Annotated in this window: 26 protein-coding genes; 21 read left to right on the forward strand and 5 right to left on the reverse strand. The window is 68.2% G+C overall.

The window, feature by feature from the left end:
- Nucleotides 1-29 precede the first annotated feature (29 nt).
- Entirely contained in the window at nucleotides 30-452 is a 423-nt protein-coding gene (locus ACLNGM_RS09340) for a ribonuclease H family protein (protein WP_246717011.1), read from the forward strand.
- A 250-nt stretch (nucleotides 453-702) separates the two neighbouring features.
- On the opposite strand, the gene ACLNGM_RS09345 is transcribed toward ACLNGM_RS09340, so the two are convergent.
- From ACLNGM_RS09345 to ACLNGM_RS09360, 4 genes are all read right to left on the reverse strand, one after another.
- Complete coding sequence (locus ACLNGM_RS09345) at nucleotides 703-1,764, reverse strand: SDR family oxidoreductase (RefSeq protein WP_416358097.1); 1,062 nt, start codon at nucleotides 1,762-1,764, stop codon at nucleotides 703-705.
- A 73-nt stretch (nucleotides 1,765-1,837) separates the two neighbouring features.
- Complete coding sequence (locus ACLNGM_RS09350) at nucleotides 1,838-2,899, reverse strand: ketopantoate reductase family protein (protein ID WP_416358098.1); 1,062 nt, start codon at nucleotides 2,897-2,899, stop codon at nucleotides 1,838-1,840.
- Between the two features lie 52 nt (nucleotides 2,900-2,951).
- Complete coding sequence (locus tag ACLNGM_RS09355; protein ID WP_416358099.1) at nucleotides 2,952-4,682, reverse strand: extracellular solute-binding protein; 1,731 nt, start codon at nucleotides 4,680-4,682, stop codon at nucleotides 2,952-2,954.
- Between the two features lie 68 nt (nucleotides 4,683-4,750).
- Nucleotides 4,751-5,689, reverse strand: coding sequence for an NAD(P)-dependent oxidoreductase (locus ACLNGM_RS09360; RefSeq protein ID WP_416358100.1), 939 nt, complete (start codon nucleotides 5,687-5,689; stop codon nucleotides 4,751-4,753).
- Nucleotides 5,690-5,987: 298 nt separating this feature from the next.
- On the opposite strand from ACLNGM_RS09360, the gene ACLNGM_RS09365 reads away from it, so the two are divergent.
- From ACLNGM_RS09365 to ACLNGM_RS09430, 14 genes are all read left to right on the forward strand, one after another.
- Nucleotides 5,988-7,124 carry an ABC transporter substrate-binding protein gene (locus ACLNGM_RS09365; RefSeq protein WP_416358101.1) on the forward strand — a complete coding sequence of 379 codons (1,137 nt, stop codon included), beginning with the start codon at nucleotides 5,988-5,990 and terminating at the stop codon, nucleotides 7,122-7,124.
- A gap of 66 nt (nucleotides 7,125-7,190) precedes the next feature.
- Complete coding sequence (locus tag ACLNGM_RS09370; RefSeq protein WP_416358102.1) at nucleotides 7,191-8,681, forward strand: sugar ABC transporter ATP-binding protein; 1,491 nt, start codon at nucleotides 7,191-7,193, stop codon at nucleotides 8,679-8,681.
- 14 nt (nucleotides 8,682-8,695) lie between these two features.
- Nucleotides 8,696-9,655, forward strand: a complete 960-nt coding sequence (locus tag ACLNGM_RS09375) for an ABC transporter permease (protein ID WP_416358103.1) — start codon at nucleotides 8,696-8,698, stop codon at nucleotides 9,653-9,655.
- Nucleotides 9,652-10,632, forward strand: a complete 981-nt coding sequence (locus ACLNGM_RS09380; protein ID WP_416358104.1) for an ABC transporter permease — start codon at nucleotides 9,652-9,654, stop codon at nucleotides 10,630-10,632. Before ACLNGM_RS09375 ends, ACLNGM_RS09380 begins: the two co-directional genes overlap by 4 nt.
- A 14-nt stretch (nucleotides 10,633-10,646) precedes the next feature.
- The gene (locus ACLNGM_RS09385; RefSeq protein ID WP_416358105.1) at nucleotides 10,647-11,435 is read left to right on the forward strand and encodes a glucose 1-dehydrogenase; all 789 of its coding nucleotides are present in this window, start codon (nucleotides 10,647-10,649) and stop codon (nucleotides 11,433-11,435) included.
- Between the two features lie 65 nt (nucleotides 11,436-11,500).
- Complete coding sequence (locus tag ACLNGM_RS09390) at nucleotides 11,501-12,268, forward strand: SDR family NAD(P)-dependent oxidoreductase (protein ID WP_416358106.1); 768 nt, start codon at nucleotides 11,501-11,503, stop codon at nucleotides 12,266-12,268.
- A gap of 13 nt (nucleotides 12,269-12,281) precedes the next feature.
- The gene (locus ACLNGM_RS09395) at nucleotides 12,282-13,364 is read left to right on the forward strand and encodes a 2,3-butanediol dehydrogenase (protein ID WP_416358107.1); all 1,083 of its coding nucleotides are present in this window, start codon (nucleotides 12,282-12,284) and stop codon (nucleotides 13,362-13,364) included.
- Nucleotides 13,361-14,134, forward strand: a complete 774-nt coding sequence (locus tag ACLNGM_RS09400; protein ID WP_416358108.1) for an SDR family NAD(P)-dependent oxidoreductase — start codon at nucleotides 13,361-13,363, stop codon at nucleotides 14,132-14,134. Before ACLNGM_RS09395 ends, ACLNGM_RS09400 begins: the two co-directional genes overlap by 4 nt.
- 28 nt (nucleotides 14,135-14,162) lie before the next feature.
- Complete coding sequence (locus ACLNGM_RS09405; RefSeq protein WP_416358109.1) at nucleotides 14,163-14,447, forward strand: YciI family protein; 285 nt, start codon at nucleotides 14,163-14,165, stop codon at nucleotides 14,445-14,447.
- Between the two features lie 11 nt (nucleotides 14,448-14,458).
- Nucleotides 14,459-15,460, forward strand: coding sequence for a Gfo/Idh/MocA family protein (locus tag ACLNGM_RS09410; RefSeq protein ID WP_416358110.1), 1,002 nt, complete (start codon nucleotides 14,459-14,461; stop codon nucleotides 15,458-15,460).
- A 23-nt stretch (nucleotides 15,461-15,483) separates the two neighbouring features.
- Entirely contained in the window at nucleotides 15,484-16,467 is a 984-nt protein-coding gene (locus ACLNGM_RS09415) for a zinc-dependent alcohol dehydrogenase (RefSeq protein WP_416358111.1), read from the forward strand.
- A 72-nt stretch (nucleotides 16,468-16,539) separates the two neighbouring features.
- Nucleotides 16,540-17,475: an intradiol ring-cleavage dioxygenase gene (locus ACLNGM_RS09420; protein WP_416358112.1), complete on the forward strand. Its 936-nt coding sequence runs from the start codon at nucleotides 16,540-16,542 to the stop codon at nucleotides 17,473-17,475.
- Nucleotides 17,468-18,532: a maleylacetate reductase gene (locus ACLNGM_RS09425; protein ID WP_416358113.1), complete on the forward strand. Its 1,065-nt coding sequence runs from the start codon at nucleotides 17,468-17,470 to the stop codon at nucleotides 18,530-18,532. The genes ACLNGM_RS09420 and ACLNGM_RS09425 overlap by 8 nt, the downstream gene beginning before the upstream one ends.
- Before the next feature lie 8 nt (nucleotides 18,533-18,540).
- Nucleotides 18,541-18,873: a hypothetical protein gene (locus tag ACLNGM_RS09430; protein WP_416358114.1), complete on the forward strand. Its 333-nt coding sequence runs from the start codon at nucleotides 18,541-18,543 to the stop codon at nucleotides 18,871-18,873.
- Between the two features lie 931 nt (nucleotides 18,874-19,804).
- Here ACLNGM_RS09430 and pcaQ read toward each other — a convergent pair.
- Nucleotides 19,805-20,725, reverse strand: coding sequence for a pca operon transcription factor PcaQ (gene pcaQ / locus ACLNGM_RS09435; RefSeq protein ID WP_416358115.1), 921 nt, complete (start codon nucleotides 20,723-20,725; stop codon nucleotides 19,805-19,807).
- 91 nt (nucleotides 20,726-20,816) lie between these two features.
- Between pcaQ and pcaD the strand changes: the two genes are divergently transcribed.
- From pcaD to pcaF, 6 genes are read left to right on the forward strand one after another with little or no spacing between them, the layout of a single operon-like run.
- Nucleotides 20,817-21,989, forward strand: coding sequence for a 3-oxoadipate enol-lactonase (gene pcaD, locus ACLNGM_RS09440; RefSeq protein ID WP_416358116.1), 1,173 nt, complete (start codon nucleotides 20,817-20,819; stop codon nucleotides 21,987-21,989).
- Nucleotides 21,986-22,708 (forward strand): protocatechuate 3,4-dioxygenase subunit beta, encoded by a 723-nt coding sequence (gene pcaH, locus ACLNGM_RS09445; protein WP_416358117.1) that lies wholly within the window; start codon nucleotides 21,986-21,988, stop codon nucleotides 22,706-22,708. Before pcaD ends, pcaH begins: the two co-directional genes overlap by 4 nt.
- Entirely contained in the window at nucleotides 22,708-23,334 is a 627-nt protein-coding gene (pcaG, locus tag ACLNGM_RS09450) for a protocatechuate 3,4-dioxygenase subunit alpha (RefSeq protein ID WP_416358118.1), read from the forward strand. The genes pcaH and pcaG overlap by 1 nt, the downstream gene beginning before the upstream one ends.
- A gap of 6 nt (nucleotides 23,335-23,340) precedes the next feature.
- The gene (locus tag ACLNGM_RS09455; protein ID WP_416358119.1) at nucleotides 23,341-24,075 is read left to right on the forward strand and encodes a 3-oxoacid CoA-transferase subunit A; all 735 of its coding nucleotides are present in this window, start codon (nucleotides 23,341-23,343) and stop codon (nucleotides 24,073-24,075) included.
- Nucleotides 24,072-24,743, forward strand: a complete 672-nt coding sequence (locus ACLNGM_RS09460) for a 3-oxoacid CoA-transferase subunit B (RefSeq protein WP_416358120.1) — start codon at nucleotides 24,072-24,074, stop codon at nucleotides 24,741-24,743. The genes ACLNGM_RS09455 and ACLNGM_RS09460 overlap by 4 nt, the downstream gene beginning before the upstream one ends.
- A 1-nt stretch (nucleotide 24,744) precedes the next feature.
- Nucleotides 24,745-25,947, forward strand: a complete 1,203-nt coding sequence (pcaF, locus tag ACLNGM_RS09465) for a 3-oxoadipyl-CoA thiolase (RefSeq protein WP_416358121.1) — start codon at nucleotides 24,745-24,747, stop codon at nucleotides 25,945-25,947.
- The last annotated feature ends 1 nt before the right edge of the window (nucleotide 25,948 follow it).

A 25,948-nucleotide genomic window follows, 5' to 3' on the forward strand; every position in this document is an offset into this window, starting at 1 on the left:
TCCACACGGATGGGTCCTGCGCAGGCGGAATGGGCTTCGGCGGCTGGGCGGCGACGATCCGCGTAACGATGGAGGACGGCTCGGTCGGCCCTCCGCTTGTCCTGACCGGCGGCGCTTCGGCGACCACCAACAACCGGATGGAGATGCTGGCCGCCATCGAGGCCCTGAAGGCCTATTCGGACGGTGCCGCGACGGTCGTCAGCGACAGCCAGTACCTGATCCGCGGCATCACCGAATGGGTGCGTCCGTGGAAGTCGCGAGGCTGGAAGAACGCCGAGGGCCGCAAGGTGCGCAACCGCGATCTCTGGAAGGAGCTCGAAGCGCTGACGACAGGACGCCAGATCGCCTGGGTCTGGGTCAAGGGTCACGCCGGTCATCGCGAAAACGAGGAGGTGGACGCGCTCGCAAGCGCCGCCGCGCTGCAGGCCCGTCGAGCTGGCGATCGAGGCTGACCACTACCTCGCGCGTGTTCGCAATTGTCGACTGGGCCCCGAGTTCACGCCGGCGCAGGGCTCGGGCGCACCCGCACTTTCCACTCGGCGTCGAGCGTTTGTGCTGCAGCCTTTCGTCGGGGTGTCGTCGGCCCGGCGAAAGGGCCGGGGCGACGATCGGCGCTGGTGTCGTCGATATGAGCTCGCAGCAGCAGCGGAACCCGAAGGAAGGCGTCCCTTCCATCGGGTTCGCGTGCCGCGGCCGATGTCCTCAAGGGATCAGCTGGTCGGCGCGCAGGCGTTCGAAGAGGTCGAAGAAGGCGTCGTCGGTCGGCTGGTAGTCGAGGAAGCCGAGGCGGCGCGACTTGCCCATGTCGGTGACGACCTCGATCGGCCGCCCGAGGTCGGCGTCCGTGTGCCAGGGCGAGGCGAGGCGATCGAGGTCCGCCTCGGCCAGCCCCTCCCGCTCGGCGATCCGCCGCCAGACCGGCGCGTCGTCACGCATCTGCTCCTCCAGCGGCAGGACCGTCCCGTCGAACGGGGCGGGCTCCAGCCCGAACCACTCGGCGATGCGCGCCCACATCCACTTCCAGCGGAAGACGTCGCCGTTGACGATGTTGAACGCCTCGTTGAAGGCGTCCGGCGTCGTCGTCGCCCACAGGAGCTGGCGGGCGAGCTGGCGCGCGTCGGTCATGTCGGTGAGGCCGTTCCACTGCGCCGCCGAGCCGGGGAAGCGGAACGGGCGGCCGGTCTCGCGGCAGAGCGTCGCGTAGACGGCGAGCGTCGTTCCCATGTTCATCGCGTTGCCGACCGCCTTGCCGATCACCGTGTGCGGGCGGTGGACGCTCCAGGCGAAGCCGTCGCGCCGGGCGGCGGCAAACACCTCGTCCTCCTGCGCGTAGTAGAAGTTGGCGACGTCGAGCCGACCCTGGCTCTCGCGGAACGGGGTCTCGGGCAGCGTGCCCTTCCCGTAGGCCTCGAAGGGTCCGAGATAGTGCTTGAGGCCGGTGACGAGGGCGACGTGGCGCACCGATCCGGCCGGCCGCAGGCCATCGAGGAGGTTGCGCACCATGGCGGCGTTGACGCGGATGTTCTCGGCCTCGGTCGCTTGGCGGGCCCAGGTGGTGATGAACACGGCGTCCGGCGTCAGGTCGCGCAGGGCGTCCGCCGTTCCCGCCGCATCCTGCAGGTCGGCGGCCACGGGCCGGACGCCCGGCTGCTCCACCGGCCGGCGCGCGAGACCGTGGACCGTCCAGCCGTCTGCGGTGAGAAGGTCCGCCGTCGCGCTGCCCACGATCCCGCTCGCCCCCACCACAAGTGCCGATTTCGACATATCAATCTCCTTCATGTGCAGTCTGGATCGCCGACACCCTTCTCAACGAAGGCGGCGTTCAGAGTTCGTTGCCTCAGATGGTGGCCCGTGTCTCGCGGAGCGTCTCGATGAGGGGAGCCGCGTTGGAGGGGTGGGCGGCGAGGCGACCGGCCTCGATGTCGAGGGCCATCTCCACGACGCGAGCGTTCAGCGGTGCAGGGCGGCCGAACCGCCGGAGGGTCTCGACGACGAAGCCGTTGACCTCCTGAATTTCGGCCTTCCGACCCTTGCGCCAATCCTGGAGCGAGGTCGTCAGCGTGTCGGCCTGCGAGAAGGTCTTTAGCACCTCCTCGAAGATCTGGTCGACATAGCGGTCTGGGTCGTTGGTCGTGACGGGGGGCATGCCGATGATCGGAACGATCGTGGCCCCATCGGCGAGCGCCGCGTGCATCGCCTCGTAGCCCGCGACACGCATGACGTCGAGCATGCCGGGCGCACGGGCGGCATCGGCAAGCGGAAGGTCGACGATGGCCGAGGGAATGAGTTCGGCAGCGTTGACGACGAGCTTCATCCATTTGGCTGACCTGATGTCGTCCGTCACCTCGACGGTGCCGCTGTGACGCAAAAGGTCGGCGACCGCCTCGACCCGGTGCTGCACGGCGGGGTCGAGGGCTCCCATCGCGAACCAGGAGGTCTCGGGGTCGTTCTGGCGGTTGGTGACGCCCGGCGTGAACATGTTCGAGGCGATCTCGATCACCGCGCCGATCGTGCGTTCGCGGCCTACGACGGACGCGATGTCCTCATGCGTCATGCCGTTCTGCAGCCCGACGACGAAGCCGTCCTCTGCCAGAACGGGCTCGATCAACTGGCACGCCCATTTCGTGTCGTAGGCCTTCACGACGAGAAAGACGACGTCGAACGGTTCGCGGATTTCGGCGACCTGGCAGAGGTGGAGCGCCGGCACCCGGGCGTTGATCGTGCGCGAGGGCAGGTTCACCGTGATGCCGTTCTCGCGAATGGCGTTCACGTGATCCGGCCACTGCTCGATGAACGTCACGTCGAGCCCGGCGAGCGCGAAGTCGGCCCCGATCGAGGCCCCCTGCGCTCCGGTCCCGAGAAAGGCGATCCTTGGTCCGCGCTCCGAATTCCAGGCCATGTCGTTTCCTTCCACGCTGCGTCTGTTCAGGGGTTGCTGCCGCCCGCAAGGTTCATTGCGCGGGAACCGGGAGCCTGTCGGCGCCCACGGTCGGCTGTCTGAGGACCTCGGCAATGGCGGCGGAGGCATCGGAGAGCGCCGCGGCGTGGCTCTTTCCTCCGGACAGGGCGGCGTGGATCTCCCGGCCGAGCACCCGTTCGATCTGCGTGTAGCAGGGGATGTTCGGCCGCTGCCACGTCGTCAGAAGGTTGCGCTTCACCAGCCCATCGACGAAGCGGACGATGGGCGAGCCCGCCGCGGCTTCCGGATCGGCGCTGGTCGAGAAGCGCGGCGCGACGGGAAAACCGTTGCGCACATGCGCCCGCATGGAATCCTCCGACGTCATCCAGGCGATCGCTTCCGCCGCGATCTCGACGCGCTCCTCCGGCAGATTGGCGGGGATGGCGAGGAGGAACCCGCCGATCGGCGACACGCGCCCGCCGCCCGGGCCGGAGGGCTGCGGCAGGTACTCGACCCGTCGCTTCACGGTGGACTGGACATCGTATTCCATGCGCGATGCCCGCATCGTCCAGCAATAGGCCATGGCGGCGCTGCCCGACAGGAACAGAGAGAGGTTCTGGTCCCAGGCAAGGCTCAGCGCATTGGGCGGTGAAATCTCGAGAAGACGCTGCATGAAGTCGAGCGTGGCGCGCCCGGCGTCCGTGTCGACCAGCGGCACGAGGGTGGAAAGGTCCATGCCCTCCGAGGTGTAGCCGCCCGACCCGTGGCGAAGCGAGATGGGCGGCGAGCCGCAGGCGCCGAGGAAGAACAGGAAGCTGGACGCGATCGGCATGCCCGGCGCGCCGTCCCAGACCGCTCCGTACATGCCTTGCTCGGGCTGGTGGAAGCGCCGGCCCGCGTCGATCACCTCGTCGAAGGTCTTGGGAAAGGCGATGTTGCGCTGCTCGAACAGGTCGCGGCGCGCGGAGAGGATGCCGATCGTGCAGTAGACCGGGATCCCGTAGGTGCGTTTGCGCCATTCCGCCGTGGATCGGATGACCGAATGAAAGTCCGCGACCTCCAGCACCTTCGAGGCGACCATGTCGTCGACCGGTCGCAGAAGCCCCTGTTCGGCCAATTCTCCAAGCCACGGGATGTTGACCGTGATCACGTCGTAGCTCGACACGGGCCGCTGGGCGTTGGCGAGGATTTCGGCATAGAGATCGGGAAGCCTGCGGAGGCTGAAGTCCCGGCTCGACGCGAGGTTGCTGCGCAGGTCGACCCACATGTTGCGCATCGACGAGAAGTAGTTGTCGTCGTTCAGAAGGAAGCGGATGTCGAGGGCCTCGCTGGCGCGGCGCTCGACGAGCTTGGAAGGGGGCATGGGGCGGGAGGCGAGGGGCGTGCCGCCGAAGTAATACTGCTCTTCGTCCTCGGACGAGCCGCGCAGGCCCACGGTGCGGGCGAGCAGCGCCTTGATCCCGCGGGCGTAGTTTCGGAACGACCCGCGCATCTCCGGGCCCGGATGGAGGACATGGCCCTTGCCGTCCTTGCCGCGCGGCACGCGCGCGATCATCCCTGCGTCGACCATCCGCGTAATGAGCCTCATAGACGTCGCGTAGGGGATGCCGGTCACCCCGGCGAGGGCGGATACCGTCACCGTCTGTCCCCGGATCTCGGACTTCATCAGGAACAGGGTGATGTTCCAGATCGGCTGGTCGTCGGTGAGCGCCATGCCCTTGCGGAACGGCTCGCGCGTCTGCTCCAGGAACTCGATGACGCGCAGGACCTCGTAATCGTTCATGTGCGGCGACCCCTCCCGACGTCGACGATGGCGCTCGGCTCGCTACGGCTTGGCCGATGCGGACCTTGTCACCGATCGCCCGCGGCGCGATCAAGGGGGACACCCGCTCCCTTGTCCGCCGGCAGCCCGGCCAGGCGCTCGCACAGTTCCACGAGGACGAAGAAGTCGTCTTGGGCATGCCCCGTCGCGAAGGCGGCCTCGTATTGCTGGCGGACCAGGGCGGCGAGCGTCATCGGTACATGGTCGGAACGGGCAGCGCCGAGGATGAGGTCGAAATCCTTCATCATCTGCTCGACAGTGAAGGCCGGCTCGAAGTTGCGCGAGATGAGGAGGTCCTTCTTGTAGGCGATCAGCGGCGAGGCGACGGCGCTCTGACCGATGACCTCCAGCATCGTTTCGTCGCTCAAGCCTCCGCTTCGTCCGAGCGTCAGGGCTTCGCCGAGGAGCGCCGACGTCGCGCCGACGAGTGCGTTGAGCACCAGCTTGAGATAGCGGGCTTCCTCCTCCAGTCCGACATGGAACTGGCGCGTGGAGAAGGCCTCGAGAAGCGGAAGCACCTTCTGGAAGGCGGCTTTTGGCCCGGAGACCATGACCGAGAGCTGCCCGCTGACGGCGGTCGCCGTGCTGCCGGAGACCGGGGCCCTGAGATAGGAGACGTCCCGCTGCGCGAAGCTCTCGGCAAGCCGGCGGGAGATCGCCGGCGACACTGTGCTCATCTCGAGGAGGATCTGGCCGGGCCGCATGGATTGCACGAGGCCGTCCGGCCCGAAGGCGAGGCTCTCCAGCACGGCGTCGTTCGGAATCGTCAGAGCCACGACGTCGGCGGCGGCCGCAAGATCGGGGAGCGAGGTGGCCATGTCGGCGCCTTCCGCGACCACGCTCGCCCGGTTTTGCGCCAGCGGCTCGTAGACGGTGACGGGCATCCCGCTTTTCAGAACCCGGCGGCTCATGGGCTTTCCCATCTTGCCGATGCCGATCCAGCCCACATGCAGCGTTTTGCTCGTCATCGCGCCTTCCTCCAAAGATGCGGGGCAAGTCCGCGTGGCTCCCCGCCCGCTCGCCCATTCCCAATTGCTTGTCCCAGACCCAGGCCGCGTTGTTTAGAGAAACGATGTCCATTTTGGACAAATCAGTATTTGAGCCGACGATTTGCGCTGTCTAACTAGGAATGCGGGTCGAGAACGGCTTGCAGGGAGAGTTTGGGCAAAAATCGGCAGTATTGATGCGGCGCAATATGTTGCGTCTGCACAGTCCGACTTGTGTCCTCATCGGAAGACTTGGCGACGCTCTGGGAGGAGTTGCAGAATGAAATCTCGATTGCTGAAGATTGCCCTGTGTGCCGCCACCATGTTTGGCGCCGTGGGGTCCGCCTTTGCCGGGCCCTACGAAGGCGCGCCACGCACCTTCCTGTTCAATCCGGCGCAGGAGATCTGTTTCAAGGATACCTCGCAGTACAAGAAAGAGGGGCCCTACGTCATCGGTTTCTCCAACGCAGGTCTCGGCGACAGCTGGCGCGTCGTGATGCAGCATTCGGTGATGAAGGCGGCGGCCGAGCACAAGGACAAGATCAAGCAACTCATCGTCACGGACGCAGGCCATGACGACGCCAAGCAGGTCGCCGATATCCAGGACCTGATCTCGCGCCAGGTCGACCTGCTTCTCGTCAGCGCCAACACCGAGCAGGCGCTCGATCCCGCGATCAGCCGGGCGATGCAGCGCGGCATCCCGGTGGTCATGGTCGACCGGCGCATCGCCTCCGACAACTTCATCTCGTTCGTGACGGCCTCCGACACGATGATGGGCCGCCTCTTCGCCCAGTGGATCGTCGAGAAGCTGAACGGCCAGGGCAACGTCATCATGCTGGCGGGCCAGGCGGGCTCCAGCCCGAACGAAATCCGCACCCGCGCCGCCATGCAGGTGTTCAACCAGCATCCCGGCATCAAGATCCTCGACACGGTCTATTCCGACTGGAGCCCGGTGAAGGGCAAGCAGGTCATGCAGGCCGCGATCTCCAAGTACGGCAAGCAGATCAACGCCGTCTGGTCGGCGCACGGCCTGCAGACGCCGGGTTCGATCGAGGCCTTCATCGAGGCCGGCTGGAAGGACGGCGAGATCCCGCCGCACACGACGTCCGACGTCAACGGCCCGCTGCAGCTCGCGCTCCAGCACAAGGTGCCGATGCTCGAGGTCGGCTATCCCCCGGCCATGGGCGGCGTCGGCATCGACGTCGCGCTGAAGGTGCTCGACGGTCAGACCGTGCCCTGCATCTACGAGATCAACTCGCAGATCGCGACGACGGACGGCGACGAGACCGCCTCGATCCGCCGCGACCTGCCGATCTCGGAGATGGTGGTTCCGAACGGCCCGGCCGACATGCTGGTCACCGGCGGGATGGGTCCAGACTACAACCCGACGACCTACAGTGTCGACTACCCCCGCTGAAGTCGAACGGCGGCCCGGTTCCGGCCGGGTCGCCCATCCCCCCCAGTCTGTCGCGGGAGACCGGCCATGCTGATGCTGAAAGGTATCGCCAAGGGCTTTCCGGGCGTGCGCGCCCTCAACGACGTCGACTTCGAAGCGCGATCAGGCGAGATCCATGCGCTGGTCGGCGAGAACGGCGCGGGCAAGTCGACGCTGACGCGCGTGATCGCGGGCGTCCACCAGCCGGATGCCGGCACGATCACCTTCGACGGACAGCCGACCGTCTGGAAGGGGCCGGGCGACGCCAAGCGACACGGCGTCCACGTGATCTACCAAGAGTTCGTGCTCTTCCCGCATCTCAGCGTCGCGGAGAACATCTTCATCGGCCACGAACGCCGCAACCGGCTCGGCCTCATCGACCACCGCCGCACCCGCGCCGACGCCAAGGCGCTCTTGGAGCGCTTCGGCATCGACATCGATCCGCGCAGCCGCGTCCGCGACCTGTCGGTCGCCGACCAGCAGATGGTCGAGATCGCCAAGGCGCTGATCCACGACGTCAAGCTCCTGATCCTCGACGAGCCGACCGCCGTGATCTCGGGCCGCGAGGTCGACGTCCTGTTCGAGCGCCTCCGGCGCCTGCGCGATGCCGGCGTTGCCATCGTCTACATCTCCCACCGATTGGAAGAGATCTTCGCCCTCTGCGACCGCGTGACCGTCCTGAAGGACGGCGGGTTCGTCGCCAGCCGGCCAATCGGCGAGGTGACGCGGGACCAACTGATCGCGCTGATGGTCGGTCGCAACCTCGCCGAGCTCTTTCCAACGCGCCGCGGGCCGAAGACGCCGGGGGCGGTCGTGGTCGAGGCGCGCGACATCGACGTGCCCGGACGCGTGCGCGGCGCATCGATCGCGCTGCGGGCCGGCGAGATTACGGGGCTCGCCGGCATGGTCGGCGCCGGGCGGTCGGAACTGGCTCTCGCCCTGTTCGGCGCCTTGAAGAAGACCGGCGGCGAGGTTTTTGTGGACGGCAGGCCAGTCGACATCGGCTCGCCGCGCCGCGCGATCGAACTTGGGATCGGGCTCGTGACGGAGGACCGCAAGGGTCAGGGCCTTGCGATGCTCCTCGATGTTGCGGCCAACGTCTCCGCCTCGACCCTGCCGGAGTTCACCCGCTCTGGCCTTTTCGACCACCGCTGCGAGGCGACCGTGGCCGACGAGGCCATCGCCTCCTTCCGCATCGCCTGCCGCGGTCCCGGCACGCCGGTCGCGGTGATGTCGGGTGGCAACCAGCAGAAGGTGATCGTCGCCCGCTGGGCGCGCACATCGACGCGGCTCCTGATCCTCGACGAGCCGACACGCGGCGTCGACGTGGGTGCCAAGACCGAGATCTACCGCATCATGCAGGAACTCGCCGACCGCGGCGTCGCGATCCTGATGATCTCGTCGGAACTGCCCGAGATCGTCGGCATGTCGGAGCGCGTCGTCGTGATGCGCGAGGGTGTCGTCACGGGCGAGCTCGGGCCTGGCGAGATCACCGAGGAAGCCGTGGTCGAACTCGCCACGCGCCGCATGGCCGGCTGAAGGAGGGAGAACGCATGTCCGCCACCCTGTCGCGCGCCCTGACCGGAAGCCGAACCGGCCTTCTCGTGGTCCTCGCGCTCCTCGTCGCCCTGTTTGCCGTCGGCGCCTTCGTCTCCGACCGCTTCGCCACAACGGGCAACATCCTCAACGTCTACGAGCAGTCGACGGGTCTTGCGCTCGTCAGCCTCGGCCAGACGCTGACGGTGCTCACCGGCGGCATCGACCTGTCGGTCGGCTCGGTCGTCAGCCTCCTGTCGATGCTGACCTCCGGCCTCATCGACGGGCGCGCCGAGATGGTCGTGCCGGTGCTGGCCGGCGTGCTCGCCCTCGGCACGCTGATCGGCGCCCTGAACGGCGGCCTGATCGTCGCGACCGGCGTCCATCCCCTGATCGTCACGCTCGGCACGGGGGCGATCGTGCAGGGCATCGCGCTTCTCTACGGGCTCGGCCCGGTCGGCGGCGTGCCGCTGGAGTTCGACGTCTTCGCCTACGGCACCTTCGCCGGTGGCCTGTCGATCGGCGCGACAATCGCGCTCGCGCTGTTCCTCCTCGTGTCGTTCTTCCTGAACAACACCCGCACGGGCCGACGCATCTACGCCGTGGGCGACGACGCGCACGCGGCCGACCTGATGGGCCTGCCGCGCCGTCGCATCCTTGTCGGCGTCTATGCGGCCTCGGGCTTCTTCGCCGCTCTCACAGCGATCTACCTCGTCAGCCGCTTCAGCGCCGGCCAGCCTTATACGGGGGCCAACTACACGCTCGCCTCGATCACGCCGGTCGTCGTCGGCGGCACCATGCTGACGGGCGGGCGCGGCGGCGTGATCGGCACGCTGCTCGGCGTCTACCTCGTCTCGCTTCTCAACAACATGCTGAACTTCCTCGACATCTCGAGCCATTACCAGCTCGTCGTCCAGGGACTCGTCATCATCCTGGCCGTCTCGGTCTACGTGGAAAAGCAGCGGGGGCTGGCATGAGCGAGGCACGGACCACCATGGCCAAGCCGCTCGACGCGGCGCTCGCGCCCGTTCCCTTCCGGCAGCACCTCTCGCGCTATGGCATCCTGATCTTCCTCCTGGCCGTCCTCGCGGTCGGCGGGCTGGCGGCTCCGGGCTTCCTGTCGGGCGCCAACGTCTCCAATATGCTGCTGCAGTTCGCCCCGCTCGGCATCGTGGTGATCGGCCAGACCTTCGTGATCCTGGTGCGCGGCCTCGACCTGTCGGTCGCCTCGGTCATGGCGACGGCCGCCGTCACCGCCACCGCCTTCAACGGCGTCAACGCCGACGTGCCCTTCGTCTTCGCCACAGCAATCGCGATCGGGATGGCGGTCGGCCTCGTCAACGGCCTTCTCGTGACGCGTCGCCGCGTGTCGCCGTTCCTTGCGACGCTCGCCACGATGATCGTCCTCCAGGGCGCGCGCACGGCCTGGACGCAAGGCGCCCCGTCGGGGAACGTGCCGCCCCTCTTCCGCACGATCGGCGCCGGCACCTTCAACGGCATCCCCTACAACATCTTCTTCCTCGTCGCGGTGGCGATCCTCGCGGCCGTCGCGCTTCACCGCAGCGCCTTCGGCCGGCGCGTCTTCATCACCGGCGGCAATCCCGTCACCGCCCACCTCGTCGGCATCCGCTCCGACCTCGTCACCCTCCTCGCCTACGTCGTCAGCGGCGCCTGCGCGGCACTCGCGGGCCTGGTGCTCGCCGGCTTCGTCGGGGTCGTCGACAACTTCGTCGGCCGCGGCTTCGAACTCGACTCGATCGTGGCGGCCGTGGTCGGCGGCATCGCGCTCTCGGGCGGCAAGGGGACGGTCGCCGGCGCCCTCACCGGGGCGGCCATCCTCGTCGCGATCTCCAACCTCGTCGTGATGCTCGGCCTGCCCGTGCAGATGCAGATCATCCTGAAGGGCGTCGTGATCATCGTGGCCGCCAGCTTCTACGTGAAGCGCGGACGCTGAGCGGAGCAACGGACATGACACTCTCTCTTGAAGGCCGCAGCGTCACGGTCACCGGCGCAGGCCGGGGCATCGGCGAGGCCATCGCCCGCGATCTCGCCGCCAAGGGCGCAAAGGTCGCGGTCGCCGATCTAGACGGAGCGCGCGCGGAGGCGGTCGCGGACGCCATCCGGAGCGACGGCGGTACGGCGGTCGGCATCGGCGTTGACGTCTCGCGGCGCGACAGCGTACGCGCCATGGTGGACCGGACGGTCGCCGAGTTCGGTCGGCTCGACGTCCTCTTCAACAATGCCGGCATCAGCCAGACCTGCCCCTTCATGGAGGTGAGCGAGGCCGACTTCGACCGCATCATGGCGGTGAACGGGCGCGGCGTCCTGATCGGGACCCAGGAAGCCGCGCGGCAGATGATCCTCCAGGGCGGCGGCGGCAAGATCGTCAACACCGCCTCGATCGCGGGCAAGCAGGGCTACCCGCTCTTCGCCCATTACTGCGCCTCGAAATTCGCGGTCGTGGCGCTCACGCAGGCGGCCGCCCGCGCCCTCGCCGAGCACCGCATCACGGTCAACGCATTCGCGCCGGGCGTCGTGGCGACCGAACTCTGGAAGCAGCTCGACCGCGAGTTCATGGACCACGGCCTGACCGAGACGCCATCGCAGGCCATCAACGAGTTCTCGCAGTCCATCCTCATCGGCCGGCCCTCGACGCCCGCCGACATCGTGGGGACCACGGCGTTTCTCGCCTCGTCCGCCTCCGACACCATGACCGGCCAGACGGTGATGATCGACGGCGGCATGGTTCTCACCTGACCCCGGAACGGGTCCGGCTCTCCGCGAGCCAACAAGACACAGACGCAATCGAACGGGAGGACATCATGGCACGACTCGAAGGAAAGGTGGCGATCGTCACCGGTGGCGGCACCGGCATCGGTGAGGCGACGTGCCACCGCTTTGCCGAAGAGGGCGCACGCGTCGCCGTGTTCGACGTGGTCGAGGATGCCGGGCGCGAGACGGTGGAGGCGATCCGCCGGACGGGCGCCGACGCCGAGTTCCACCGCTGCGACGTCTCGAAGGAGAGCGACGTCGAGAGTGCGGTCGGCGCCGTCGTCTCGCAGTGGGGCACGCTCGACGTCCTGGTCAACAACGCGGCCATCACCGGCGTCAACAAGCTGGCGCACGAGGTGGCGGTCGAGGACTGGGACCGCATCTTCGCCGTCAACGTGCGCGGCGTCTTCCTCTGCACCAAGCATGCCGTGCGCGCGATGATGGAGAGGAAGCGCGGCTCGATCGTCAACTTCTCGTCGATCTACGGCCTCATCGGCAACGACGACCTGCCGCCCTACCACGCCACCAAGGGCGCGGTGCTCGCGATGACCAAGACGGACGCGATCTGCTACGGCCAGCACGGCATCCGCGTCAACGCGGTGCATCCCGGCTCGACCAAGACCCCGCTCTTCATGAAGGCCGGGGAGACCTATCCGGGCGGTCTCGACCACTACCTTGAGATGATGTCCGCCAAGCATGTGCTGCCGCTGGCCGAGCCCGTCGACATCGCCAACTGCGTGCTCTTCCTCGCCTCCGACGAATCCCGCTTCGTGACGGGCGCCAGCCTCGTCTGCGACGGCGGCTACACGGCACAGTAAGGGGGAGCGTGTCATGAAAGCTGTCCGCTATCACGCCCAGCGCGACATCCGGCTGGAGGACGTCCCGGCGCCCTCCGAAGACCTTGCGCCCGACGAGGTCCTCGTCGAGCCGCTGGTGTGCGGCATCTGCGGAACAGACCTCCACGAATACGTGGCGGGGCCGATCGTGACACCGATCCAGCCGCACGTCTATTCGGGCGCCACGCTGCCGCAGATCCTCGGCCACGAGTTCTCCGCCCGCGTCCTCAAGGTCGGCAGCGAGATCAGCCATGTCGCGCCCGGCGACAAGGTTTCCATCCAGCCGCTGATCTCGCCGCGGGACGACTATTACGGGCGTCGCGGCCTCTATCATCTCAGCGAGAAGATGGCCTGCGTCGGTCTGTCATGGGCCTGGGGCGGGCTCGGGGAACGGGCCGTCCTTAACGGCTACAACGTCTTCAAGGTCTCGGAAGGTCTGACCGACGTCCAGGCCGCCATGATCGAGCCGGCCGCCGTCGCGCTCTACGGCGTCGATCGCGGCCGGGTGGAGGCCGGATCGAGCGTCCTCGTCTCCGGGATCGGCCCCATCGGCGCGCTGACGCTGCTCGCCGTCAAGGCGGCGGGCGCCTCGCCGATCTTCGTCTCCGAGCCGAACCCAAACCGGCGGGCGCTGGCAAAAGAACTGGTGCCCGAGGCCATCGTCTTCGATCCGCGCTCCGACGACGACATTCCCGCCACGATCCGTGCCCGGACGGAGGACAAGGTCGGCGTCGACGTCGCGCTCGAATGCGTCGGCGCCGAAGCCTCGCTCAATCTCTGCGTCGACGCCGTTCGCCGCCGGGGCACCGTCGTCCAGGTCGGGCTGCACACCAGGCGCGCCTCCGTCGACGCGATGCTCTGGGCGCTGAAGGACATCACGGTCGAGGCGACGTGGTGCTATCCGACCGACATCTGGCCGCGCGTCGCCGCGATGATCGAGGGCGGCAGCTTCCCGGTCGAGAAGATCGTCACCGCCACGATCCGCCCGGACGAGGTCGTCGACAAGGGCTTCGAGGCGCTGCTCGACCCGACGGGTCGCAACATGAAGATCCTCGTGGAGATGGGAGGCTCGGCGTGAGCGCAGTGGACAGGCTCCGCCTCGACGAGCGCGTCGTCGTCGTCACCGGCGGGGCCGGCGGCATCGGCCGCGCGACCTGCCGCGCGCTCGCCTCGCTCGGGGCGACCGTCGTCGCGGCCGATCGCGACGAGGCGGTGCGATCCGTCGCAGAGGACCTTGCGAGCGAGGGCCTCAGCGCCGACTGGATCGCCTTCGACGTGACGGATTCCCGGTCCATCGACGCCGCGCGCGACGAAATCCTGTCGCGTCACGGACGGGTCGATCTCCTCTTCGCCAATGCCGGCATGGCCTACGAGCGCCCCGGCGCCGATCACTCGGACGAGGACTGGCAGAGCGTCATGCGCATCAACCTCGACGGCGTCTACTTCACCATCCGCGCCTTCGCCGCGAACATGCTGGAGCGTGGACGGGGCGCGATCGTCGCGACGTCCTCGATCGCCGGCGTCAAGGTGGTCCGGCCGGAACTGCATGTCGGCTACGACGTGTCGAAGGCCGGCGTCGCGCACATGTGCCGCGTTCTCGGCGTGGAATGGGCCAAACGTGGCGTTCGCGTGAACGCTGTCGGTCCCGGCTACACCGATACGGTCATGCTGGCGGAGGTCGGCATCAAGCAGCCCGAGATCATGGCCCGCTGGATGGACGACCAGCCGATCGGACGCCTCGTCTCGCCGGACGAGATCGCCAGCGCCGTCGCCTTCCTGCTCTCGGACGCGGCGAGCGGCATCACCGCGCAACTTCTCATGGTCGACGGCGGCTACTCGGCCGCCTGATCTCCCCAGTCGCAAACGGACCCCTGCCATGCATTTCATCGTCCATTGCCTCGACCGGCCCAACGCCGTCCAGGACCGCCTCGCGCACTACGACGCGCACAAGGCCTATCTCGCGTCCGCCTCCGTCAAGAGCGTCATTTCGGGGCCGCTGGTGGCCGAAGACAACGAGACCATGATCGGCTCGCTCTTCCTTCTCGAAGCCGAGACGAAGGATGAAGTCCTCGCCTTCAACGCCGCCGATCCGTTCAACCGGGCCGGCATCTGGGAAAAGGTGGAGATTCACCCGTTCCTGAAGCGCGTCGACAACCGCTAGGAGCCAGCGCGATGGAACCCCTCAAGACAGCGATCGTGGGCCTTGGATGGTGGGGCCGCAAGATGACCCATCTGATGTCGGGTGGCGATGCCGGGCTGAAGCTCATCCGCGCGGTCGACCCCGCACCGGAGGCCGCCGAGTTCGCCTCGCAATACGAGATGGCCTTCTCGGCCGATCTCGAGACCGCGCTCGCCGACCCCGCGGTCGAAGCCGTGATCCTCGCGACCCCGCACGCGCTGCACGAGGCGCAGATCGAGGCCTGTGTCGCAGCCGGCAAGCACGTCTTCTGCGAGAAGCCGCTGGCGCTCACCAAGGCCGGCGCGGAAAAGGCCGTCCGGCTTTGCGCCGACGCCGGGCTCGTGCTCGGCATGGGCCACGAGCGCCGCTTCGAGCCGCCGATCGCCGAGATCCTCGATCTCGCGCGCGAGGACGGTCTCGGTCGCATCCTGCAGATCGAAGCCAATTTCAGCCACGACAAGTTCCTGTCCCTGCCGGCCGAGAACTGGCGGCTGAAGGCGGACCAGGCGCCGGCCGGCGGCATGACGGCGACCGGCATCCACCTGACGGACCTCGCCGTGAAGCTGATGGGCCCGGCGTCCGACGTCCGCGTGTCCTGCGAGAACCTCGCGTCCAGCATCCCGCAGGGCGACACGATGAGCGCCCATGTGCGCTTCCAGGGCGGAGGCTCGGCCTACGTCTCGGCGACGCTCGCCACGCCCTTCGTCTCGCGCTTTGCCGTGTTCGGCACGAAAGGCTGGATCGAGGTGCGCGACAAGACCCATGTCGAGGCGCCGAGCGGCTGGATCGTCACGCGCGCCTCGACGGGGACGCCGATTACGGTGGCCGAGGTCGGCGCCGCCGAGCCGGTGCGCGACAACCTGCGTGCCTTTGCCCGCGCGGTCCGGGGCGAGGCGCCCTATCCGATCACCGGCGAGGAGATGATCGCCAATATCGCGCTTCTGGAAGCCATCGTCCGCTCGGCGGAACATGGCGCCGTCGAAGCCGTCCACTAGTCGCGTCCCGGGAGAGACACGCCATGAAAGCCCTGATCTTCGAAGCCCCCGAGAAGCCCGTCGTCGCCGACGTGGACATGCCGCGGATCGCCCCGACCGAGGTTCTCGTGAGGACGCGCGCCGTCGGCATCTGCCATTCCGACTACGAGCTCCTCGCCGGCCGCTACATCATTCCGATCTCCTATCCGGTGACGCCCGGCCATGAATGGGCGGGCGAGATCGTCGAGGTCGGCCGCGACGTGAAGGGCTTTGCGGTCGGCGATCGGGTCGTCGGCGAATGCGTGGTGCGCACGCCCGAACGGCTCCACCACTTCGGCTTCTCCCTGAGCGGCGCCGACCGGGAATACTTCAACGTCAACCCGGAATGGCTGCACAAGCTGCCCGACGCCGTCGACGACAAGAAGGCGTCGCTGATCGAACCCTTCACCTGCGGCTTCTACGCGGTCCAGCGTTCGGGCGGCACCAATGCCAGCGAGACGGTCGTGGTCTCGGGCGGCGGCACGATCGGCCTCGTCTCGGCGGCGGCGGCGATCGGCATGGGCGCACGGGTCATCGTGGTCGATCCCATCGCCAAGCGCCGCGAGGTGGCGCTCGCCCTTGGCGCCGACCAGGCGATCGACCCGTCGGACGGCGGCGCGGTCGAGCGCGTGATGCAACTGACCGGCGGCCGGGGTGCCGATCTCGTCATCGAGGCGGCCGGCCACGACGCCTCGCTCGCCGCGACCTTCGAGTTCGCGCGCGAGGAGGGCCGCGTCTCGATGGTCGGCATCAACATCGGGCGCAAGGTGTCGGTCAATCTCGGCCTGATCCAGATGAAGAACCTCGAGGTGAAGGGCTGCATCGGCTCGCCCGGCGTCTGGCCGGCCGCGATCCGCTTCCTGGAGCGCACGGGGCTCGACCTGTCGCCGATCCAGACCCACGAGTTCGCGCTGACGCAGGCCGTCGAGGCCTTCCGCCTCGGCGCCGACCCGCAGGCCTGCATCAAGGTCACGCTGCTGGCGGCCTGACCTCCCCCACGAAGCTCGATGACGACACGGAGACCGTCCGGCCCGGCCGGCGGTCCCGTCGAAGGAGACGCGATGACCGACGCAACCGATCCGACCGCCGGCGACGGCTACTTCACGGAAGAGAACTCCGCCGAAGTCGTCATCGCGCGCAACCGGGATTGCCGGGACGAGCGGCTGAAGACCGTGATGGACAGCGCGGTGCGCCACCTCCATGCCTTTGTGAAGGAGGTGGAGCCGTCGAACGCCGAATGGATGCGGGTGATCGAGTTCCTCACCGCGACCGGCCACATCACGAGCGACTGGCGGCAGGAGTGGATCCTCCTGTCCGACATCCTCGGCGTCTCGATGCTGGTCGATGCGATCGACAACCGCAAGCCGCGGGGCGCCACCGAGACGACGGTGCTCGGTCCGTTCCATGTCTCCAACGCCCCGCACTACGAGAACGGCCAGGACATCTGCCTCGACGGCAAGGGCGAGAAGCTGCTGGTGACCGGGCGGGTCGTCGACACGGACGGGCGTCCGATCGCGGGCGCGACGCTCGACGTCTGGCAGGCCAACGACGAGGGCTTCTACGACGTGCAGCAGCAGGGCGTGCAGCCGGACTTCAACCTGCGCGGGATCTTCACCTCGGGCCCCGACGGCGCGTTCTGGTTCCGCTCGGTCAAGCCGCGCTTCTACCCGATCCCGGCCGACGGCCCGGTCGGCCAGTTGCTGGGCGCCCTCGGCCGCCACCCCTACCGTCCCGCCCATATCCACTTCATCGTGGGCGCGCCGGGGTTCGAGGAGGTGACGACGCACCTCTTCACGCCGGACTGCCCGTATCTGCACACCGACGCGGTGTTCGGCGTGAAGGCCGACCTCATCGCCGACTTCCAGACGATCGACGACGCGGCAAGGGCGGCCGAACTCGGATTCCCCAACCCGTTCACCGCGGTGGACTGGACCTTCGTGCTGGCCCGGTCCGAGGAAACGCCGGACGATGCCGGCCAGGGCGACCGCAATGCGTGATTTCGTCTACAACGCCCATCCCGCCCGCGTGATCTTCGGCTCCGGCACGCTCGCGCGGCTGCCCGAAGAGGTCGAGCGCCTCGGCCTGTCGCGCGTGCTCGTGGTCGCGACGCCCGAGCAGGACGCCGATGCGCGCCGCATCAAGGATCGCATCGGGGAGCGGGCGGCCGGCATTTTCGCGGGCGCCCGGATGCACACCCCGACCGACGTCACCGCCAAAGCCATGGAGGTCGTCACGGCCGAACGCATCGACGGGCTGGTGGCGGTGGGCGGAGGGTCGACCACCGGACTCGCCAAGGCGATCGCGCTGCGCACCGACCTGCCGCAGATCGTGGCTCCCACGACCTATGCCGGTTCCGAGATGACACCCATCCTCGGCGAGACCGAGAACGGACGTAAGGTCACGAAGTCCGATCCCCGCATCCTGCCCGAGGTCGTCATCTACGACGTCGACCTCACCCTGACGCTTCCCGTCGCCATGTCGGTGACGAGCGGCATGAATGCGATCGCCCATGCGGTGGAAGCCCTCTATGCCCGCGAGGCGAACCCCATTGTCTCGATGATGGCCGAGCGCGCCGTCGCGGCCATCGCAGCAGCCCTGCCGATCATTCACGATCGGCCGGACGACCGGGACGCGCGCTCGGAAGCGCTCTTCGGTGCCTGGCTTTGCGGGGTCTGCCTCGGCAGCGTCGGCATGGCTCTGCACCACAAGATCTGCCACACGCTGGGCGGCACCTACAATCTTCCCCACGCCGAAACGCACACGGCCGTTCTGCCCCATGCCCTGGCCTACAACGCCGACGCCGCGCCAGAAACGATGCAGGCGCTGCGCCGCGCGCTGTCGACCGAGGATCCGGCCGGAACGCTATTCGACCTGTCACGGACACTCGGCGCGACGATGGCGCTGGAGCGCCTCGGGCTGCTTGAGCGGGCCGTGGACGAAGTGCCCGATCTCATCCTCGCCAACCCGTACTGGAACCCTGCGGCGCTCGACCGGTATGCCCTGAGGAGGCTGGTGGCGAACGCCTTTTCCGGGCATCGCCCGTCCGCCGGGTGAAAGGTGCGATGCCGAACCTCAAGATCTTTGTCGACGAGACGATCTTTCCGGACTGCCGGACCGCCTTGGACAGGGAGCTTGAATCCATTCGGTCCATGCTATGCCGGGAACTCGGCGTCGAGGTCGCCGCGTGCCAGTTTGCCGTCCTTCCCGTCATGGCGCTGCCCGACCAGCCCAGCGTGAACGTCGAGATGCAGATCATGCCGAAACCCGATCGCACCCGCGAACGGCTCGTCGGGCTCGCCGAGACGCTGCGCGACGCGGTCGGATATGCGACACACGCGCCCGTCGCCGTGCGGATCAGCACTCTCGATCCCAGCGGCTACGTCACCCTCAAGTAACAGACCGAACCCCAAGGGTCGGTTCGTCGCCCGAAGCCCGCGCTGCCTCACGCGCCAACGTGGGGCTGCAGCACGCCGCGGACGCCGGGGTCGCAGGTTGAGGATGGTCTCTGTGGCGAAGTCACAGGCTCAAGTGTCGTCGGTCCATGTGTTCGTAAAGGGAAGGGGCTGGTCGTTCGGCGCAAAGCAGGGGCGTCGGAGCAGATGATGTCGGGATCGACGTCATGGACCGAGACGTCCGGGTCGAGCCGGCAGAGCGCCAACGGGGCGCCTCCTTCATCGTGTCCATGGAACCGGCGAAGAGGCGGACGTGCCGGTCGACCCTGTCACGGTCGATCCGGTCGGTAAGGCAGTGGCCGGTTTCGGCTTGGTCGATCGTCACATCCTAGACGGCGGAGTCGAAGATCCCCAGCTCCCTTCGGCAGGCGGAGAAGTCAGCCGAGGCCGTGTACTCTATGGCAGCGAACGACCGTTTCCATTTTCGCCCGTACTGGCCGGCATCCTCGTCCGCCTTGATCGGCATGATCGAGGTCCTCCGGCTGGAGATCAGCGCAAATCTCCATCTCCTGCAGAGGTCCGGGAATTTCCCGCCTCGAACGATCGCGACCGGAAACTCTTCGTCGCGCTTGGGGTCTCCAGTGCCGACCGAGGCAGCCAGGCGCTGAGCGCCGACATCGAAGTTGCCCCAGCCGGGAGCCGACCAGGCGCAACCTTCAGGCCATTTTTGCGAGCGGAATGGGCTTCGACACTCTGACTCGAATTGTCTTGCGGCCTGATCGAGAGCGGGCCAACGGGAGCCGGTTCACCGGAGGGGATGACAGGCGCCAGCGTTGCTCCTTCTTGCGCGGCTGTCCGGTCGCGAGACTGGCAGCCTCCTCAGGCGCATCGGCGAGGCGTTCACCAAGGACCGGCGACGTGGATCCGGACCCGATCAGCCGCGCCGGATATCGGCCGCCACGTTGCGCAATTCCTGGAGGAGGATCGCGGCGGCGGGCGATGGCGTGTCGCCGGCGCGCATCGTGATGCCGACGGGTCCCTGCGTGCGCGAGGTGTCCACGGTGAGCTGATCGAGGACGCCGCGCTGGAGGTCTTCGAGGACGACGCCCTCGGAGATCAGCCAGATCGCGTCGGTCGCGAGGATGTAGGCGCGCGAGAAGGCGAGCGATACGGTCTCGACCACGCGGGGCGGCGCCGGAAGGTTGGCGGCGGCGAACAGCCGGTCGACGGTCGGGCGGATCACCGAGCCCGGCGGCGGCAGGAGCACATCGAAGGGCAGCACCGTTTCGGGGCGCAGCGTGCGGCCCGCGAGCGGATGCCCGGCACGCACGGCGAAGACGATCAGTTCCGAATAGAGATGCTCGAAGACGAGGCCGGTCATCGTCTCCGGCTCGCCCATGCGCCCGATGACGATGTCGAGCGCGCCCTCGCGCAGCTGCGCCGTGAGATAGGCCGTCGGGCCGGTGACGATGCGCGGTCTGGCGCCGAGATCGTGGGCGAGATAGCGGCGGATCGCCGCCGGCAGGAGCCGGGCGGAGACGGTGGGAAGCGCCCCGATGCGAACGGGCAGCGCGCTCGGCGAGGTCGCGTCGCCGACCTCCTCCAGCCCCCGGCACAGGGCCGAGAGACTGGCCTCGGCATGGCGCAGGAACATCTCGCCGTAGGGTGAGAGCAGGGGCTTGCCCCGCTCGCGCGCGAGCAGCGGGGCGCCGAGGATCGCCTCGAGTTCCTTGATCGCCTTCGAGACGGCCGGCTGCGTGATCGCCAGCTCGTCCGCCGCACGCCCAACGCTGCCCTGCCGCGCCACGGCGACGAAGGTTCGAAGATGGCGCAGGCGCAGGGCGGACGACAGCATCGGCATAACCTCCCAGTTATCATCGAGGCACCAATCCTCATTTCACATGACGGTTCAAGTGGCCTAAACCCGAGGACGGGAGGACGGCCGCATGGCATTCGTGACCGCGAACGGCATCGAGATGCATTACCGCGTCGAAGGACGGACGGGCGCGCCGCGCCTCGTCTTCCTCAATTCGCTGGGTTCGGACCTCCGGATCTGGGCCGAGGTCGTCGAGAAATTGCGCGACCGCTTCGAGATCCTTCTGGTCGACAAGCGCGGCCACGGTTTGAGCGAGGCGACGCCCGCGCCCTACTCGATCCCGCTTCTCGCCGACGACCTGACGGCGCTTCTGGATGCGCTCGGCTGGGCGAGGGTTTCGATCGTCGGGCTGTCGATCGGCGGCCTCATCGCCCAGCATGTCGCGATCCATGCGCCGAAGCGTGTCGAAAGCCTCGTCCTGATGGACACGGCCGCCCGGATCGGCGACGCGTCGGCGTGGAACGAGCGCATTGCCACGGTGACGGACGCCGGCGTCGCAGCCATCGGCGAGGCCGTCGCCGCCCGCTGGTTCTCCGACGGGTTCGCCGCCGCGCATCCCGCCCGCTTCGCCGCCTGGCGCGCCATGCTGGAGGGCACGCCACGCGAGGGCTATGCGGGTGCCTGCGCGGCCGTGCGAGACGCGGACTATCGTGGCGACGCGGCGCGCATCGGGGCGTCCACCCTTGCGATCGCCGGCGATGCCGACAAGGCGACCCCGCCCGATCTCGTGAAGGCGACCGCCGACCTCATCCGCGGTGCGCGCTTCACGCTCGTTGCGGATGCGGGCCATCTGCCGTGCCTCGAGAGGCCGGCGGCCGTCGCCGCGCTGATCGCGGGGCATGTCGCGCAAACCGGCGCAGCCACGAGCCGGTTCGACGCCGGCATGGCGGTGCGCCGCGAGGTGCTCGGCAGCGCCCATGTCGAGCGCGCCACGCAAGCGATCACGCCCTTCGACGCGCCGTTCCAGCGCTTCATCACGGAAGGGGCCTGGGGTTCGGTCTGGTCGCGCCCGCATTTCACGCGGCGCGAGCGCTCGATCGTCACCATCGCGCTGCTCGCCGCGCTTGGTCAGCACGAGGAACTCGGCCTCCACGTGCGCGCCACCGCCAACACCGGCGCCTCCGCCGAGGACATCGCTGAGGCACTGATGCACGTCGCGGTCTATGCCGGGGTCCCGGCTGCCAACCACGCCATCAAGATCGCCAAGACGATCCTGGCCGAGCGGGAGGACACGGTTCGATGAGCGGTTCCTATTTTCAGCGCGACCGCGGCCGGCACCCGCAGGCCCTGACGCCGTCCTACAAGACCTCGATCCTTCGCTCGCCCCGGCAGGCGCTCCTGTCGCTGCCGACCAGCCATTCGGAGGAGACCGGGCCGGTGTTCGGCCACGACATCCTGGGTCCGCTCGACAACGACCTGATCCGCAACTTCGCCAAGGACGGCGCCGAGGCGATCGGTCAGCGGATCGTCGTCTACGGCCGGGTGCTGGACGAGGCCGGGCGCCCCGTGCGCGGCGCCCTCCTCGAGTTCTGGCAGGCCAATGCCGGCGGACGATACCGCCACAAGCGGGAAAGCTATCTTGCCGCGCTCGACCCGAACTTTGGCGGATGCGGGCGCGCGGTCACCGACGACGAGGGCCGCTACTCGTTTCGAACGGTGAAGCCGGGCGCCTACCCTTGGCCGAACGGCGTCAACGACTGGCGTCCCGCCCACATCCACTTCTCGGTCTTCGGCCACGCCTTCGCGCAGCGACTGATCACCCAGATGTATTTCGAGGGCGATCCGATGATCTGGCAGTGCCCGATCGTGCGAACCATCCCGGACCCGGCCGCGATCGAGCAGCTCGTCGCCGCTCTCGACCGCCAGGTCACGATCCCGATGGACAGCCTCGCCTACAAGTTCGACATCGTCCTGCGCGGACGCCGCTCGACGATGTTCGAGAACCGCATGGAGGGCAACTGATGGTCCAGCGGCTCGACTACCTCAAAGAAAGCCCGTCGCAGACCGCCGGTCCCTATGTCCATATCGGCACCAATCCGAACTGGGTGGAGATATCAGGCGTCTGGCGGGACGACCTCGGGCTGGTGCTCGTCGGCCCGGACACAAAGGGCGAGCGGGTGATCCTGGAAGGCCGCGTCCTTGACGGAGCGGGCAGCTCCGTGCGCGACGCGCTGATCGAGATCTGGCAGGCGGACGCCGAAGGGCTCCACAACTCGCCGGCCGAGACGCGCGGCGCCGCGGATCCCACTTTTGCCGGCTGGGGCCGTCAGCCCGTGTCGGAGGCGGACGGCACGTTCCGCTTCGAGACGATCCGCCCGGGGCGGGTGCCCTGGCCGGACGGCCGGCTCCAGGCGCCGCACGTCACGGTCTGGATCGTGGCGCGCGGGATCAACCTGGGCCTGCATACGCGGCTCTACTTCGGAGACGAGGCGGAGGCCAACGCGGCCGACCCGCTCCTCAACCGCATTCCCGAGCCCGCGCGGCGCGCGACGCTGATCGCGCCGCGCACGGAACGGGACGGGCTGCCCGTCTTCACCTTCGACATCCGCCTTCAAGGCGAGGCCGAAACCGTCTTTCTGGATATGTGACGCACGATGGACAAGACCCTTCCCAATCTGGCCGAGGCCGTATCCGGCATCGCGGACGGCGCGGTGGTGATGATCGGCGGCTTCGGCGGCTCCGGCGCGCCGATCGAGCTGATCCACGCGCTGATCGACCGGTTCCTGGCGACGGGCTCGCCGAAGAATCTGACGGTGGTCAACAACAACGCGGGCAACGGCCACGTGGGCTTGGCCGCGCTGATCGAGCAGGGCATGGTCGCCAAGCTCATCTGCTCCTTCCCGCGCTCGGCCGACCCGCGCGTCTTTACCGAGCGGTATCTCGCCGGCGAGATCGAGCTGGAACTCGTGCCGCAGGGCACGCTTGCCGAGCGCATCCGGGCCGGGGGGGCGGGCATTCCGGCCTTCTACACGCCGACGAGCTACGGCACGGACCTCGCCAGGGGCAAACCCGTCGAGGAGTTCGACGGACGGCCGTACGTGCGCGAGCTGTGGCTGAAGGCCGATGTCGCCCTCATCAAGGCGCATCGCGGCGACCGGCTCGGCAACCTCGTCTTCAACAAGGCCGCGCGCAACTTCAACCCGCTGATGGCGATGGCCGCCGCGGTGACGATCGCGCAGGTGTCGCAGATCGTCGAACCCGGCACGATCGATCCCGAGAGCGTCGTGACGCCCGGCATCTTCGTGCAAGGCGTGGTCGAGGTTTCGAACCCTGCGCAGGAGGAAGACCTCAACCGCGCGAACGCGGTCTACCCGGAGCGGGCCGCATGAGTGCCAAGCTGTCTTCCACCCAGATCGCCTGGCGCGCCGCGCAGGACATCACTGATGGCGCCTACGTCAATCTCGGCATCGGCTTTCCGGAGATGGTGGCGAGATTCCAGCCGCCCGGTCGCGAGGCCATCTTCCACACGGAGAACGGCATCCTCGGCTTCGGCGAAGCGCCGAAGGCGGGCGAGGAGGACTGGGACCTCATCAATGCCGGCAAGAAGGCCGTGACCCTGAAGCCCGGCACCGCCTTCTTCCATCATGCCGACTCATTCGCCATGGTGCGCGGCGGGCATCTCGATGTCGCGATCCTCGGCGCCTACGAGGTGGCTGAGACGGGGGACCTTGCCAACTGGTCGACGGGGCCGAAGGGCGTGCCGGCCGTCGGTGGGGCGATGGACCTCGTGCATGGTGCCAAACGCGTCGCCGTCATCACCGAGCACGTGACCAAGGACGGCAAGCCGAAGCTCGTGAAGCGCTGCGCGCTGCCGCTGACGGGCGTCGGGTGCGTGACCCGCGTCTATACGAGCCTGGCCGTCATCGACATCGAGGACGGGCACTTCGTCCTTCGCGAGAAGCTGCCGTCCCTGTCGGTCGACGAACTCCAGGCGATGACGGGCGCCGCACTCGTGGTGCCCGGCACCGTCGCCGACCTCGTCGTTCTGGAGCTGTGAGATGAGCGAAGCCTTCATCTGCGCCTATGTCCGCACGCCCATCGGCCGCTTCGGCGGGGCGCTCTCGTCCGTGCGCGCCGACGACCTCGGCGCCGTGCCCCTCAGGGCGCTGATGGAGCGCCATCCGTCCGTCGATTTTGCCGCCGTGGACGAGGTGATCTACGGCTGCGCCAACCAGGCGGGCGAGGACAACCGCAACGTCGCGCGCATGTCGCTGCTGCTCGCGGGCCTGCCGGAGACCGTTCCCGGCACCACGATGAACCGCCTCTGCGGCTCGGGCATGGACGCCGTGATCACGGCCGCCCGTGCCATCAAGGCGCGCGAGGCGGAACTGGTGATCGCAGGCGGCGTCGAGTCCATGTCCCGCGCGCCCTTCGTCATGCCGAAGGCGGAAACGGCCTTCTCGCGTCACGCCGAGATCCACGACACGACGATCGGCTGGCGCTTCGTCAACCCGCTCATGAAGCAGCAGTACGGCGCCGATTCCATGCCCGAAACCGGCGAGAACGTCGCCGAGGACTTCCGGGTCAGCCGCGAGGATCAGGACGCCTTCGCCGTCCGCTCGCAGAACAAGGCGGCTGCGGCTCAGGGCAGCGGGCGGCTGGCGAAAGAGATCGTTCCGGTGACGATCCCCCAGCGCAAGGGCGATCCGAAGGTGGTGGACACCGACGAGCATCCGCGCGCGACGACGATCGAGGCGCTCGCCAAGTTGCCGACGCCCTTTCGCAAGGGCGGCACGGTGACGGCGGGCAACGCGTCGGGCGTCAACGACGGGGCGGCGGCGCTGATCGTGGCATCGGAAGCGGCGGCCAAGCGCCATGGGCTGACGCCAATCGCCCGCGTGCTCGGCGGTGCGACGGCGGGCGTGGCGCCCCGCATCATGGGTTTCGGCCCGGCCCCGGCATCGAAGAAGTTGATGGCGCGGCTGGGGCTGACGCAGGCCGATTTCGACGTGATCGAGCTGAACGAGGCCTTCGCTTCCCAGGGGCTCGCGACGCTGCGCGACCTCGGCATCGCCGACGACGACGCGCGGGTGAACCCGAACGGCGGGGCGATCGCGCTCGGCCACCCGCTCGGCATGTCGGGTGCGCGCATCGCCGGCACGGCAGCGCTGGAACTCGCACTGACGGGCAAGCAACGGGCGCTCGCCACCATGTGCATCGGCGTCGGGCAGGGCATCGCCGTCGCGTTGGAACGGGTCTGAC

It is taken from the genome of Aureimonas phyllosphaerae, assembly GCF_047943035.1.
Classification (GTDB): Bacteria; Pseudomonadota; Alphaproteobacteria; order Rhizobiales; family Rhizobiaceae; genus Aureimonas; species Aureimonas phyllosphaerae.

Coding starts and splice junctions, on each gene's coding strand:
- ACLNGM_RS09350 (WP_416358098.1), bottom strand. CDS start 2,899: ATGGCCTGGAATTCGGAGCGCGGACCAAGGATCGCCTTTCTCGGGACC.
- pcaF (WP_416358121.1), top strand. CDS start 24,745: ATGAGCGAAGCCTTCATCTGCGCCTATGTCCGCACGCCCATCGGCCGC.
- pcaG (WP_416358118.1), top strand. CDS start 22,708: ATGGTCCAGCGGCTCGACTACCTCAAAGAAAGCCCGTCGCAGACCGCC.
- ACLNGM_RS09420 (WP_416358112.1), top strand. CDS start 16,540: ATGACCGACGCAACCGATCCGACCGCCGGCGACGGCTACTTCACGGAA.
- ACLNGM_RS09375 (WP_416358103.1), top strand. CDS start 8,696: ATGTCCGCCACCCTGTCGCGCGCCCTGACCGGAAGCCGAACCGGCCTT.
- ACLNGM_RS09345 (WP_416358097.1), bottom strand. CDS start 1,764: ATGTCGAAATCGGCACTTGTGGTGGGGGCGAGCGGGATCGTGGGCAGC.
- ACLNGM_RS09370 (WP_416358102.1), top strand. CDS start 7,191: ATGCTGATGCTGAAAGGTATCGCCAAGGGCTTTCCGGGCGTGCGCGCC.
- ACLNGM_RS09415 (WP_416358111.1), top strand. CDS start 15,484: ATGAAAGCCCTGATCTTCGAAGCCCCCGAGAAGCCCGTCGTCGCCGAC.
- ACLNGM_RS09390 (WP_416358106.1), top strand. CDS start 11,501: ATGGCACGACTCGAAGGAAAGGTGGCGATCGTCACCGGTGGCGGCACC.
- ACLNGM_RS09355 (WP_416358099.1), bottom strand. CDS start 4,682: ATGAACGATTACGAGGTCCTGCGCGTCATCGAGTTCCTGGAGCAGACG.
- ACLNGM_RS09410 (WP_416358110.1), top strand. CDS start 14,459: ATGGAACCCCTCAAGACAGCGATCGTGGGCCTTGGATGGTGGGGCCGC.
- ACLNGM_RS09380 (WP_416358104.1), top strand. CDS start 9,652: ATGAGCGAGGCACGGACCACCATGGCCAAGCCGCTCGACGCGGCGCTC.
- ACLNGM_RS09360 (WP_416358100.1), bottom strand. CDS start 5,689: ATGACGAGCAAAACGCTGCATGTGGGCTGGATCGGCATCGGCAAGATG.
- ACLNGM_RS09395 (WP_416358107.1), top strand. CDS start 12,282: ATGAAAGCTGTCCGCTATCACGCCCAGCGCGACATCCGGCTGGAGGAC.
- pcaD (WP_416358116.1), top strand. CDS start 20,817: ATGGCATTCGTGACCGCGAACGGCATCGAGATGCATTACCGCGTCGAA.
- ACLNGM_RS09460 (WP_416358120.1), top strand. CDS start 24,072: ATGAGTGCCAAGCTGTCTTCCACCCAGATCGCCTGGCGCGCCGCGCAG.
- ACLNGM_RS09365 (WP_416358101.1), top strand. CDS start 5,988: ATGAAATCTCGATTGCTGAAGATTGCCCTGTGTGCCGCCACCATGTTT.
- ACLNGM_RS09425 (WP_416358113.1), top strand. CDS start 17,468: ATGCGTGATTTCGTCTACAACGCCCATCCCGCCCGCGTGATCTTCGGC.
- ACLNGM_RS09405 (WP_416358109.1), top strand. CDS start 14,163: ATGCATTTCATCGTCCATTGCCTCGACCGGCCCAACGCCGTCCAGGAC.
- ACLNGM_RS09455 (WP_416358119.1), top strand. CDS start 23,341: ATGGACAAGACCCTTCCCAATCTGGCCGAGGCCGTATCCGGCATCGCG.
- ACLNGM_RS09430 (WP_416358114.1), top strand. CDS start 18,541: ATGCCGAACCTCAAGATCTTTGTCGACGAGACGATCTTTCCGGACTGC.
- pcaH (WP_416358117.1), top strand. CDS start 21,986: ATGAGCGGTTCCTATTTTCAGCGCGACCGCGGCCGGCACCCGCAGGCC.
- ACLNGM_RS09385 (WP_416358105.1), top strand. CDS start 10,647: ATGACACTCTCTCTTGAAGGCCGCAGCGTCACGGTCACCGGCGCAGGC.
- pcaQ (WP_416358115.1), bottom strand. CDS start 20,725: ATGCTGTCGTCCGCCCTGCGCCTGCGCCATCTTCGAACCTTCGTCGCC.
- ACLNGM_RS09340 (WP_246717011.1), top strand. CDS start 30: ATGGGCTTCGGCGGCTGGGCGGCGACGATCCGCGTAACGATGGAGGAC.